Here is a 12,664-nt window from a genome sequence, read left to right as displayed (position 1 = left end):
CTTATTTTTTAGGTAATAAAAACGTTTTCGGAAGGATACCGATAGCTTTGAGTTCTTGCGCTAACAATTAACGCCACCAGCAACGTCAGGGTACCGACCCTTCCCAAAAACATGGTGACTATAATTACACCTTTGCTTGCCGCACTCAACACACCTGTAATGCCTAAAGAAAGGCCAACAGTGCTAAAAGCCGATACACATTCAAATATGATTGAAAGCAAGGGCAGTTCAGGATTAAACAGCGTTACCAGGAATACAGCTAAACCGATAACCAAAAAGGACAAGAGTATAACAGCAAATGCCTTTCGTACCGACTCGTTGGTTATTTCTCTTTTGAATATTTCAATACGCTCCTTCCTTTTTGAAATACTTAATACGTTTAATACTGCCACAGCAAATGTGCTGGTTTTCAACCCACCACCTGTTGATCCGGGGGAGGCTCCAATCCACATCAGAAAAAAGTAAACTAAAATGGTAGCCACTGACAGTGAGGTCATATCCACAGTGTTAAAACCGGCCGTTCTGGGTGTAACTGTCCCAAAAATAGCTCCTGCGAGCTTGCCATACCATGGTAGCCCTGCCAAAGTATTGTTGAATTCTGCTGCGAAGAAGAAAACAAAGCCTGTAACCAGCAATATTGCAGATGTAGCAAGCACAATTTTAGAGTGTACTGCCAGGTGCCGCCCTCTATGTACATACTGTTGTCCTTTTATCACTTGAAGGTATTTATTTACCACATAATACTTTATAGATTTATAGATATCAAATATTACCGGAAAGCCGATGCCACCAAAGAAAATCAACCCCGCCAGGATCATATGTAAATTGTAGGCCGAACGAATGACCGGCTCGTAAAGACCATTGCTGAGCGTTGAAAAACCTGCGTTGCAAAAGGCGGAAATAGTATGAAAAGCAGAAAACCATATGGCTTTTGATGAGGTTTCAAAAGTATCAGCGATGCTAAAGTATATAAAAACGCCCCCCACCAGCTCTATAAAAATGGTAAAAGCCACTACCTTAACAATAGTATGTAGTATTTGACTGATCTTATTCTCATTGACAAATTCCTGAATGAAAAGTGTGTTTTCATAGCTGGAAGAACTCTTAAAGAAAAATCCGAAAAAAGTAGTGAATGTCATGATACCCAACCCACCTATCTGGATGAGGATAAGGATGATCAATTGACCAAAGTGCGTAAAATGCGTAGCTGTATCTACTACGATAAGCCCAGTAACGCATACCGCACTTGTAGCAGTAAAAAAGGCATCCAGCAGAGACAGGTCTGATGTTGTAGCACGGGGGAGCATCAAAAGCACTGTCCCGATAAGTATTAGTAGTAAAAAACTGCCAATAAAAAGTAATGCCGGGTTAAGATCCAGACGCTGAAACTTTAATGAGGTTTTCGAAAGTTCAATGATGAAAAGAAGAATGATGCTGAACCTCAAAAAAACCACATCGGTAACGATGTTGATAAAAACGATTTTGCTCTCCTCATCTCCGGACATCAGAACGTTAAGTGTCAGGAGCACGATTAGTACGATGAACAAAAAATACTCGGAAATGAGAATTTTCCTTCGTTCAGTTTTTCTGATGAATTTCAGAATAATCCTAACAAAGATTACTGCTAAAAAAACTGTAACACAAAGAAAATACAGAATGTGAATGACTATGACTACATGAAATGGTAGCTCAAACCCCGCTTCAACGATCACTCCCAAAAATGCCAGCAGGCTGAAGATAAACAAGCCCGAACCTAACATCCACCGGATCATTCGATTCAACGGGTCAGTGATTTTATAAATATCAAACTTACTAAAATTTTGACTCAAAACTTCTGTGTGGGCTTATTTGTAGCATGTTAAACAAATGAAGATCTGTTAATATTTTTCCTCTTGATTAGGAAAATCTTTCGCCTTTACATCCTCAATATAGTGGCTGACGGCATCTGTCACCACAGTATACAGATCGGCATATCTGCGGAGAAACCGGGGTTTAAATTCTTTGGTGATCCCCAGCATATCCTGCATTACAAGCACCTGGCCGTCAACATCAGCACCAGCACCTATACCGATAATAGGGATGGATACAGCCTCAGCCACCTTCTTTGCAAGGTCAGCCGGAATTTTCTCCAGTACGATTGAAAAGCAACCACACTCTTCGAGCAATTTCGCATCTTCCAACAGCTTTTGAGCTTCTTCCTCTTCTCTAGCCCTGACTGTATATGTTCCAAATTTGTAGATAGACTGTGGTGTAAGGCCCAGATGCCCCATTACCGGCACACCAGCGCTCAGTATACGTATGACGGATTCTTTAATTTCGCTGCCACCCTCCATTTTTACTGCGTGAGCCCCTGACTCTTTCATTATTCTTATTGCAGACCTTAATGCTTCAGATGAATTACCCTGATAAGAGCCAAATGGTATGTCGACTACTACAAATGCCCGCTCCACCGCCTTCACTACCGAGCTGGCATGGTAAATCATCTGATCCAAAGTGATAGGCAAAGTTGTCTCATTTCCTGCCATTACATTTGAAGCTGAATCACCTACGAGTAGTACATCAATACCTGCACCATCCAGTATTCTGGCCATGGAGTAGTCGTATGCTGTGAGCATCGCAATTTTCTCACCACGGTTCTTCATTTCCTGCAACTGGTGCGTAGTAACCTTTTTTATATCAGATTTGTGAATAGACATGTTGTTTTATCTTTTTCAATGCTACTTAGTGTCTCTAAGAAAACGTCAATGTCTGCGTTACGCTCGCCCCAAAAATGCTCTCGTACCTCAGTACGCTCCGCTTTTTGGCACTTCGCAAGCCTTGACCTTAACGTTTCCTTAAAGCCACTTAGAGTTTGTTACAAACACTATTTAGTATTCGGTATCGTAATGGTGAACTCGGTACCCTCAAGCTCCTCGCTCTGCACATTTATTTCAGCATCGAGCTTTTCAGCGACTTTTCTCACAATATATAAGCCCAATCCTGAGCCTTCGCTTTTCTCAGTGGCTCTGTAAAACATGTCAAAGATATGAGGTAATTTGGATTCTGCTATCCCTTCGCCATTATCTTCAACTTTTAAGACAGCGCTTTCGGCATTTACCGTAGCTTCAATACGGATAAAAGCCCGGTCTTTGTGAAAGTTACGATATTTAATAGCATTGGAGATAAGATTATTCAGGATAATTCGCACCCGGGTTAAATCAGATTTAAATGGCACCGGTTGTAACACCTTAGTAATAACTTCCAGCCCCGTAGTATTGGTGGCATTATAGTAGCTGGAAATACTATTGTTTATTTCGACCATGAGGTTGATAGGTATGTGCGGATCATTTACACGGTCATTCCTGGAGATGCTTAGTAGTTCTACCACCAGATCATCCAGGCGGTTTACACTACCCTCTATTTTTTCTATGCACTCTTCTTTTATTTTAGTATCAGTTTCCAACCTATAGAGGTCTATCAATCCCAAAATTGATCTGAGTGGTGAACGAAGGTCATGAGAGGCATGGTAAACAAAGCTGTCAAGCTCAAAATTCACCTTTTGCAGCTCAAGCAGATTCTCTTTTGTCTGGGTGATATCCTTTAGAACACATTCTATTATCTTTTCATCTTCATAAAGCACTGCACTGAAAGAAACCCATATCAGTTCGTTGGTAAAGGTCCTTATCTGAAGCTCCAGGTTGTCAACCGCACCATGATCCTCCAAAATTTTCAACACTCTTCTTTTTTCCTTTTCTTCGGCAAAAATATCGAACCGGATCTTTCCCTTTTGTGCCCTTGGTACACCTAAAAGATCCCAGAATTTATCATTGGCTTCTACTACCTCTCCTGATAGGGCATGTGTCCGAAACATTGCTACCAGAGAGTTTTCAAAAAGATTCCGGTACTTTTCCTCACTTTTCTTTAACGCATCGGCCGCCTTTTTCTGCTCGGTAATATCAGTATGTGAGCCTGATATTCTTACCGGCTTACCTTTGGCATCATAGATCACTTTTGCTTTTGAGAGTATCCACCGGTAGGTGCCATCTGTATGTTTCAGTCGAAACTTTTCGCGGTAGGTATCAATTCGTCCCTCAATGTAATCCCTAAAAACATTGATAGCACTTTCCTTATCATCCGGATGAAGGAGATGCTCCCATGAAACCAATCCGTTGTGGTCGATAACTTCGTCTTCATCGATACCCAACATTGTTTTCCAGGGCCTGGATACAAATGCCACTTTATTTTCAAAATCCCAATCCCACAAGCCATCGTTGGCACCATTGGCCGCTGCCTCGTACTTGCTGAGCTTATCTCTTAGGGTAGCAATTTCAATTTCTTTTGTAGCAAGAAGTCCCTCTAACTTGTTGATATCCTCCTTCAGGTTGACAGTATTTTCAAATTCCGGCATGCGTTTGCAGAATAAACCTCCTAATATAATGGGATGATTTAACTAAAACAAATGAAATCCTTACTGAAGGTATACTGCTTTTCTGTCATTTTCCAACTGAACCTCAACGTGTTCTTTGATAGTGGTTGCCAACTCGTAGCCGGTATATTGTATTGAGATCGGGAACTGCGTATGGCTCCTATTCACTAATACAGCAGTCTCTATTTTCTTAACCTTTACGTTCAGAAATGGCTTTAAGCTATAAGCCATCGTGCGGCCGGTGTTCATCACATCATCGATAAGTATGATACACTTATTTTTAACTACTGATACGTCACAATCGAGGCTGATCTCGCTTTGCGTTGGGGCAAATTTGTCAAGGCGTACTCCGATCAGGGTCGTTTTAAAAGAGGCTATTTGCTGCAACTCCTCCAGCAGGAGCCTGGCCAATTCGTAACCTTGCTCCTGTATTCCGGCGAGTATGATATCTTTCTCCTGGAAATTATTCTCGTATATTTCGTACGCTATACGTTTAATTTTTTGCCTTACCTGTGCATCAGATAAAATCAGGCCTTTGTTTCCCATAAATTTTTAAGGTATTGGCATTATTTTACTATCCTTAAAGGTAGATAATATCACTAATGATTGCATACTATCCACCACCTCAATGTTGGTAACTTTCTCCAACATCAATTTTTGATATGAAGGTATATCCTGAGAAATTATCTTCAAAATAAAATCACCGGAACCTGTAATATGATGACATTCTATTATTTCTTCAATCTCAGCAATACTTTGAGTAAAAACTTCAATATTGGCTTTGTTGTGGCCCTTCAGGCTAACCATCACAAATGTACTTACACCAAGGCCTACTTTTTCATTATCCAGGGTAGCATGGTAGCTTTTAATAATGCCGGAGATTTCTAACTTTTTCACTCTTTCAAGCGTTGGTGCGGGAGAAAGTCCTATTTCCTGAGCCAGTTGAGCATTCGTTATCTTGGCATTGGCTTGTAATATTTCAAGTATTTTGCGATCTGTCTTATCCAGTTTTATCTTTGACTTCTTCATAGTTGCTCTTAAAATCGTTTTTATGGAATTGTTACGTATCCCATGTAGTTTGAGTTTTCTTCTTTATAACACGCCTTCATCCAATTAGACTTCTTATATCCAAACTTTTTGACAGCGGTAAACCATCAAGTGGCTCTTAATCAACACTTTTTAGTTAGTGTCTCTAAGAAAACGCCGATGTCTGCGTTACGCTTGTCCCAAAAATGCTCACGTACCTCAGTACACTCCGCTTTTTGGGATTCGTTTCTTAAAGCCACTTAGAGTTTTCTTACAAGCAATAGTTAATATAACGTGAGTTTAATATAAAAACGCTTAAAAATAAGAGGCCATTCTGACGGAAGAAGGATCTTCCTAAATTGTGAATAGTACCTCTTGAACTTAGTAAGATCCTTCATTCTTCCCCCGAGGCAAGTTCGGGGCTGGCAGAAGGACCTTTAAAAGAGTTTTTTCTGTTTTCTGATATACATGCCTTTAACCGGCTCTACTATATCGAACCCACATTAATATAAGAACTTTAATTATTAAAATCGGGTGCGAAGATAACTATTAAACACAAAGAAGGACGAAATAAAAATAAAGATATTGTTAATAAATTTGTATTTTCTTTGAACGGTATGATCGGCAGCATGATACGAGCGCTAGTTACCGATCATGACACGAAATACTTCAGATTTACCACCATATTCAATTTTCAGGAAATAGAGGCCATCCTTTACATCTGTGGCATCCAGAACAATATCATTATAGCCGGTGCCCAATTTCTGAAACGCTACATCTTTGACGAGATTACCCTTCGGGCTAAATAATCTGGCCGTGAGTGTTTCGGAAACATTAGAGACTATATTTATGTGGATTTCCCCAGTACCAGGGTTAGGATATGGTTTAAGAATGATGACATCGTCTTCGAAGTTTATACACCTGGAATTATTGGTAGCATCACTTTCTTCGACTCCTTCAATGAGCGCTTCGACAGTGACGCACACAAACTCAAGATCTTTGTTCACAAAAGACAATTGCAAAGGCACATTTACCTGTTCTCCAGGCATAATGGTGGCGCTTACCAGTTCTTTGGCAGCTAGCTGATCTCCAAGGTCGATGGTTACATTCAAATTCTCAATAACAATGGTTCCGTTGTTGATCAGCATCATGATCAACATATTGCTACCATTCTTTTCTGTAATGAACAACCTGCTTAGCTCAAGCTCCAGATCAGGAAAAACAACATTGATAGTACGTGAGGTAGTATCACTACAGCCTAAAGCATCGGTCGCCACCAACTGCACTGTATGTGTACCCTCTTCGGTAAAAGTGTGTACAGGCTGAGTCTCGTTTGAAATTGTTCCGTCATCAAAATCCCACATATAAGTTACTGCATTGGCAGAGTTATTAACAAATGCAACTTCTAAAGGTGGGGCGCCAAACATTATTGGGCTGGTAAAAGATGCCGTTGGAGCCTGCGTGACTTCTATGGACTGTGATGTAGCGTATTCACAACCATTTTGGGTAACAATGGACAGTCCAACTTCGTAAGTGCCAGCCTGGGGAAAGTGAAAATAGGTTGAAGAATCGCTCGCTGATGCCAGACCTGCAAGGTTCCAGCTTCTGGAGGCCACCTCGTCACCAAGGGGATCAGTAGTATCGTAAAGGTGCACTTCCGTGTTTTCGCAGGCATCCTCTATTTCAAAGACCACTTCCGGCACGGGAGTAATGGTAATAGTTTTATAGGTAGTTGCAGTACATAAATTTTCAGAGGTAACAGTTAATCCCACTCCGTAATTCTTGGCAAATTCAAAGGTAACTTCGGGGTTTTGCTCAGCGCTAAACACCCCACCTAAATCCCACGCCCAGGATGTTATGGTTTCACCTGCTACCGGCTGAGAAAGGTCCTGGAACTGCACTGCTTCATTGATACATAACCGGTCGTAGGTAAAATCCACTTCCGGGGCGGCTAATACATTTACAGCCTGAATTAAAGAATCACGGCACCCATTGGTTGACTCTACCACCAATTTCACATCGAAATTTCCTGACCCTGTAAATGTGTGCAAGGGGTTTGGTGCAGCAGAAGTATTGTCGTTAGAGGAGGGATCATCAAAGCTCCAGTTCCAGGCAGTGATGTTGGCATCACCGACAGTTGAAGAATCTGCAAACTGCGTAGGCGAACCTTCACAGGCCAGGTCGTTGGTGAATGAAACAATGGGTAACTCAAAAACGGTGACAAAATTGGTAGTGTCAGTGACGCACCCCGATGAGTTAGTGAGGGTGAGCGTTACATCGTAAGTGCCAGGCTCTGCATATTGAAAAGAAGGATTTGACAGATTGGAAGTAAAGCCATTACCAAAATCCCATTGATGGGATGCTACTTCTCCGGTAGATGTATTATTGAACTGGAAAGATTGCCCCAGGCAGTCGTCATTGACAGTGAAGGAGGGGTTGGCCCCCTCATCCACATTGGCAATATTCTGAATGGCCTCCACCGAGCAACCGGGAATTGTCGCTACCAGCTTAACCTCCTTAGCTCCCCCTGAGGGAAACTCATAATCCAGGTCCTCTGTAGTAGCCACCGACTCTCCGTTGATGAACCATTCGTAGGTGATGTTGCCATCGAAATCGCCAGGGGTGGTGTTTTCGAAGAGGTAGGTATCATTAGTACAAATATTACCCGTAGGAACAGTAAAAGAGGGCACTGGTTCATTATAAATTGTTACTGTTTTAGTCAGGTAATTTGAACACGTTCCATTAAAAATCCTAAGACTTACATCATAAGACCCGGTGGCAGCATAGGTATGGTTTACAATTTCCCCGGTTGCCGTAGCGCCATCGCCAAAATCCCATTCCCACGAGTTAACAGCCACGTCATTGCTCATTGCGGAAAGTTGAGTAGCAGTATTAAAGCAGATATTGTCGACTCCAAAATCTATGGATGGGGGCAAGGTATTACTTACCGTAATCTCTTTTGTAACAGAAGAAGTATTCCCACTAGTGTTTAAACCGGACAAACTAATTTTATAGGTACCTGCACTGGAGTATTGGATGTTCATTGGTTCCTCCTCTGTAGAATAGGGAATATTCGCAGAACAATCTTCTGGAAAAGTAATACGATAAATCCCTGCACCGGTATTGGCTTTAAATCCGTACCATATACTTCCTTCCTTAAAGAGCTCAACCTCCCAATCGCCACTTACACCCATAGGTAGAGTCGTTCCGCTCGGAGTATTCAGAAGACTACTGGAGAAATCAAGGCGATATGCGGGGCCATTTCTGGAGGTAATGAATGCGTGATACTCATCGCCCTCTTTGACGGTCTGAATACCTGCCGGATTGTTAAAAGTCAACCCAGAGCCAGCACCAATTTCCTGTATTGAAGGAGAGCTGGTAAGGTCATTTCCAAAATCTAATCTGAAAATTTTGCCATTGCCTCTCGAGGTCAGAAACCCATAATAGCTGTCACACTCCTCTATAAAGGAAATATTTACTGTTTCATTAAAATCTGTATGGTTTATTGTGGTTATTGTTGGTGTATTTGTGATACTATTGCCAAAATTTAAACGATGAACAGGGTATTGTCCACTCCTGTTATTCACAATAAAAGCCACTATATTTCCTCCTGAATTCTGTATGGTGGCATAGATGGGATATTGATAGCTTGCACTTCCAGTGATGTTTGTTACAGTTGGTGTATTTTGAATGGAGTTTCCAAAGCTAAGGAGAAAGACTTTATTCTGTATAAAGCCAGGCACCAGACCGAACCAATTGTTTCCTTCCTTATATAATTCTATAGAAATGGCGTCTGTCAATGCGCCTGATGGATTACCTAAATTATTATAGGTGGGAGTATTAGCCAAACTGGCACCAAAGTCCAATCTAATTATACCTTTAGTGTTACGGTCGATAACAAAGCCATACCAATATTCCCCGTCCCTGACAACTCGAACCCCAAAGCTTTGCCCAAAGCTTTGAGATGGCAGAAGCTTTGAGTAAGTGGGACTCCCCGTGAGATTATCTCCAACGCAAAAGTCCCATTCATGGCTAAGAAGTCCCGTAGAAGTGTTCTCTAATGGCAGAGGTTCATTGAGACAGATATTCGCTCTAATATCAAAATCAGCCTGGTCACACTGACCTATTGCTTGTGTAATAGCTATCGTCAAACTAATAAATAAAATGGCAACTCTTTGACTCATGATAGTAATTAAAACATTCTGATTAAGAATGTCTACTGTTATTAATGGTATTTTTCTTTAAAGTGTAACTGGCTTTTACAGCAGATCTTGATATAACCTATTTAATTGCATAATAGTTGTTTTGTAAGAAAACTTATTTTCCACTATCTGTTTGCCCCCACTAGCAAATTTTACCCTAAGACCCGGATTTGTAGTCAGTTTTATTATAGCCTCAGCCATTTTATCGATATCTCCAACCGGAACCAGCAAGCCACTGTGCTGATCCTGTATAATTTCAGCAGGACCTCCGCAGTTTGTTGCAATAACAGGAACTCCAAAATATTGTGCTTCCAGGCAAGTACGGGAAAAGGATTCCGACACTGAAAAATTTAAAAAAATATCAGCTTCTGCAAACAAAGATTCAATATCCGAAGAAAACGCTCTAAAAACCACCTTGTCTTTGATATGAAGTTCCTCTGCCAATTTTTCCAAATTACAAAGATATAATTCATTCTTTTTTAACCCCATACACCCCCCGGTAAAAATCAACTTCATTTTAGAGTTTGTCTGAAATGCTTTAGCAAACGCTCTTAAAGCTGCATCATGGCCCTTACCCGGTGTATAATTAGCCAAATACAGAAGAGTTACTTTCTCTTTATCAATCACCCTGCTTCTCTTTAGTGTGGCTTCTTTAAAATTAAAAGCATTGTATATTCTAATTATCTTATTGCTCCTGCCTAATTTTTTTTTCACCGCATCTGAAACACATATAATTCTATCGGCATATGCGTAGATGACCCGAAAAAAAAGTGGATACAATCGTGCAAAGTAAGAATCCGGCATTAGCCTAATGTGATAAACCAAGGGAACCCGCGCTCCAAAGAATTTGGCTCCAACTCCTGCTAGATTAATAATATCATTTACGTGCACAATATCTATTCCATTCGACTTAATGTATCGCTTTAATTTAAGTGAATTTGATACTAAATACGGCAGAAAGAGAAGTGCCTTAGCATTCATTGAAATATCTATGAATTGAAATTCCTGGTATGTGTACCTTTCCCTGATCAAAGAAATGTTTGAAGAGTGCTTTGGTAAAGCAAAATGAAAATCATAGTCATCTCTTAAGCCTTCACAGAAATTTAAGATAGAATTGAACGCACCCGTAAATGCTCTTGAACTGTCAACGATTAAAATCCTGGGCTTAGCCATTCGTTAAGGGCAGATATATTTCGAAATACCACTTCTGAAGTAAAATTACAGACCAAATCTTATTTACATAAGAATGATGTCCTTTTTCAAAGCCTTCAATAAAACGAAGTATTTCGGGAACATTAAAAAAACCGGAAGTGCGCAAGGCCTCCTCAGAAAGAAACTCTTTAATGAGATAATTCAAATCTCCTTTCAACCACGAATTCAACGGGATAGAAAAACCCTGTTTAGGCCTGTCGAAAAGGTGCGCTGGCACACGATCATAAAGGATGCTTTTGAGGATTCTTTTACCCTCACCATTTTTAAATTTGAAGGGCAATGGTACCTGTTGAGCAAATTCAACTACACGATGATCCAATAATGGTACCCTTACCTCCAACGAAGTAGACATACTGGCGCGATCAACCTTGGTTAGGTTGTCATCAGGTAAGTAATATGTCAGGTCAAACAGTGCCAGCTGTTCAGCTTTGGATAGCTTCCCCGGGCCATTCCACCCCCCTCCCCAAAGCGAGATAGCATTCCTATATTTTTTATCCAAAACAGTATGCAACTGAGATTCGCTAAATTGAAGCGCATTTTGGGAAAACAAATGACTGATCTCCTCATTTTTGTTCCGTACATTGAAAATTTCAGCAGTTCTTTTCCACTTCTCGTTTCTCACAACACCTAAGATTCTACTTATCATCTGTGGGTTCATCAATCCTGTCATCCTTTCAAATCTTTTCGCCCAGATGTACCGGTGATAACCCAGGAAACACTCGTCCCCTCCATCTCCTGACAAAATTACCTTCACCTGCCTTCGAGCCACCTCCGAAACTAACATCGTAGGAATGGATGACGAGTCCCCAAAGGGTTCATCATAGAGATCCAAAATATTGACTATTTTGGTTTTTGCTTCATCGGGTGAAAGGATCGTCTCATGATGATCTGTTTTGAGATAACTGGCGATAGCTGCGGCATGTGGCGCCTCATTAAACTTTTCATCACTAAAACCAATGGTGAATGTTTTCAGCGGTTTATCAGAATGAGCCTGCGCCAGTGCCGTGACTATACTGGAGTCAATCCCACCACTCAGAAAAGTTCCCAAAGGCACATCGCTTACCATCTGTTTTTCTACAGCACTATCAAGTAACTGATGTAGTTTTGCTTTTGCCTGCTCCCAAGATAAATCGGCATTGACTCTGACATTCGTGTTTAAGCTCCAATATTTATGTTTTACAAAATTCCCACCGTCTTTTATTGTCAGGTATGTTCCCGGCTCCAACTTAAAAATATTTTCATAGATGGAATTAGGTGCCGGTATAAAAGATAAGTATAGGAATTGATTAATTGCCATAGCATTAACCTTCAATCTTTCCCTGATGAAGCCTATGGAGGTAAGTCCTTTCAATTCAGAAGAGAACACCAAACTGTTGCCATCCCAATAGTAGTAAAGTGGCTTTACTCCCAGGCGATCTCTACAAAGCCAAAGAGCTCTTTCCGTTTTGTCATAAATGGCAAAGGCGAACATCCCATTCAGCTCATCGACAATCTCTATTCCTTTGATGGCAAAGGCCTCAAGCAACACCTCTGTGTCACTAGACGTGGAGGTATTTAAACCATACTTCTGCTGTACTTCCCTGAAGTTATATATCTCTCCATTGTAGACTATAACATACCTTTGACAAGCAGAAGTCATTGGTTGATTGGCAGAATCCGATAGATCAATGATGCTAAGCCTTGTATGTGATAAGCCTACCTTGCCTTCGCAAAAGGTACCACTTGCGTCCGGCCCCCTATGACGTTGACTTTCATTAAAGTATATCAATTCCCCCTTACCCAGCTCTTCCGCAAAAAAACCTGCTATTCCGCACATAAA

Annotated in this window: 8 protein-coding genes; all 8 read right to left on the bottom strand. The window is 40.9% G+C overall.

The window, feature by feature from the left end:
- Positions 1-8 precede the first annotated feature (8 nt).
- Positions 9-1,772 (bottom strand): TrkH family potassium uptake protein, encoded by a 1,764-nt coding sequence (locus C900_RS12220; protein WP_083867486.1) that lies wholly within the window; start codon positions 1,770-1,772, stop codon positions 9-11.
- A 105-nt stretch (positions 1,773-1,877) separates the two neighbouring features.
- Positions 1,878-2,696 (bottom strand): 3-methyl-2-oxobutanoate hydroxymethyltransferase, encoded by an 819-nt coding sequence (gene panB / locus C900_RS12215; protein ID WP_009580205.1) that lies wholly within the window; start codon positions 2,694-2,696, stop codon positions 1,878-1,880.
- Positions 2,697-2,863: 167 nt separating this feature from the next.
- On the bottom strand, positions 2,864-4,387 hold the full coding sequence (locus tag C900_RS12210; protein ID WP_009580204.1) for a PAS domain-containing sensor histidine kinase: 1,524 nt from the start codon (positions 4,385-4,387) through the stop codon (positions 2,864-2,866).
- Between the two features lie 60 nt (positions 4,388-4,447).
- Positions 4,448-4,951 carry a phosphoribosyltransferase family protein gene (locus C900_RS12205; protein ID WP_009580203.1) on the bottom strand — a complete coding sequence of 168 codons (504 nt, stop codon included), beginning with the start codon at positions 4,949-4,951 and terminating at the stop codon, positions 4,448-4,450.
- Between the two features lie 6 nt (positions 4,952-4,957).
- Complete coding sequence (locus C900_RS12200; RefSeq protein WP_009580202.1) at positions 4,958-5,434, bottom strand: Lrp/AsnC family transcriptional regulator; 477 nt, start codon at positions 5,432-5,434, stop codon at positions 4,958-4,960.
- 638 nt (positions 5,435-6,072) lie between these two features.
- Positions 6,073-9,615 carry a PKD domain-containing protein gene (locus C900_RS12195; RefSeq protein WP_009580201.1) on the bottom strand — a complete coding sequence of 1,181 codons (3,543 nt, stop codon included), beginning with the start codon at positions 9,613-9,615 and terminating at the stop codon, positions 6,073-6,075.
- A gap of 75 nt (positions 9,616-9,690) precedes the next feature.
- On the bottom strand, positions 9,691-10,806 hold the full coding sequence (locus C900_RS12190; RefSeq protein ID WP_009580200.1) for a glycosyltransferase family 4 protein: 1,116 nt from the start codon (positions 10,804-10,806) through the stop codon (positions 9,691-9,693).
- On the bottom strand, positions 10,799-12,661 hold the full coding sequence (gene asnB / locus C900_RS12185; RefSeq protein ID WP_009580199.1) for an asparagine synthase (glutamine-hydrolyzing): 1,863 nt from the start codon (positions 12,659-12,661) through the stop codon (positions 10,799-10,801). The genes C900_RS12190 and asnB overlap by 8 nt, the downstream gene beginning before the upstream one ends.
- Positions 12,662-12,664 lie beyond the last annotated feature (3 nt).

Source organism: Fulvivirga imtechensis AK7, from assembly GCF_000331535.1.
In the GTDB taxonomy this organism is placed as follows: Bacteria; Bacteroidota; Bacteroidia; order Cytophagales; family Cyclobacteriaceae; genus Fulvivirga; species Fulvivirga imtechensis.
This window is presented reverse-complemented; position numbering and strand designations above follow the sequence as displayed.